Source organism: Paenibacillus lentimorbus NRRL B-30488 (assembly GCF_000411595.1).
Lineage (GTDB): Bacteria > Bacillota > Bacilli > Bacillales > Bacillaceae > Bacillus > Bacillus velezensis.
In genome coordinates, this window is record NZ_ANAT01000038.1 from 1 (window position 1) to 610 (window position 610).

Here is a 610-nt window from a genome sequence, read left to right on the forward strand (position 1 = left end):
CGGAGACAGGGGCTGTCTCTGACGAAGCGGATGCTGATTCGCTCGCTTATATCATTTATACGTCCGGTTCGACGGGAACACCGAAGGGAGTGGCTGTTGAACACCGTCAAGCCGCCGCCTTTTTATCAGGGATGCAAGGGCAGTTTCCGTTAACGGAAGAGGATATTATCGTGCTGAAATCATCCTTTTCATTCGACGCCTCCATCTGGCAATTGTTTTGGTGGACGATGTCAGGCGCCTCCGTGTATCTGCTTCCGGCCGGCTGGGAGAAAGATCCTGTGCGGATGATTGAAGCTTTTTCTTCTGAAAAGGTGACGACCGCGCATTTTATTCCGGCGATGGTCAACAGCTTTTTAGACGCGCTGGAAACAGAGCCTGCAGAAACAAGAACACGCCTCGGCAGAACACTGACATGCGTGTTTGCCGGAGGGGAAGCTCTTTCCCCGCTTACGGCTTCCCGGTTTGCCGATCTTCTGCCTGAGACCATGCTTATTCACGGCTACGGGCCGACAGAAGCGACGGTCGATGCGGCCTTTTACGTCTGTGACCGAAAACGGGACAGCGGACGGACGCGGCTTCCGATCGGAAAACCCGTTCCTGGTGCCCGTCT

Annotated in this window: 1 protein-coding gene; it reads left to right on the forward strand. The window is 54.9% G+C overall.

Annotated features, from left to right (window positions below; translation table 11 throughout):
* Positions 1-610 (forward strand): AMP-binding protein (locus tag D368_RS17465; protein ID WP_486129292.1); only part of this gene is annotated, 610 nt, incomplete at both ends.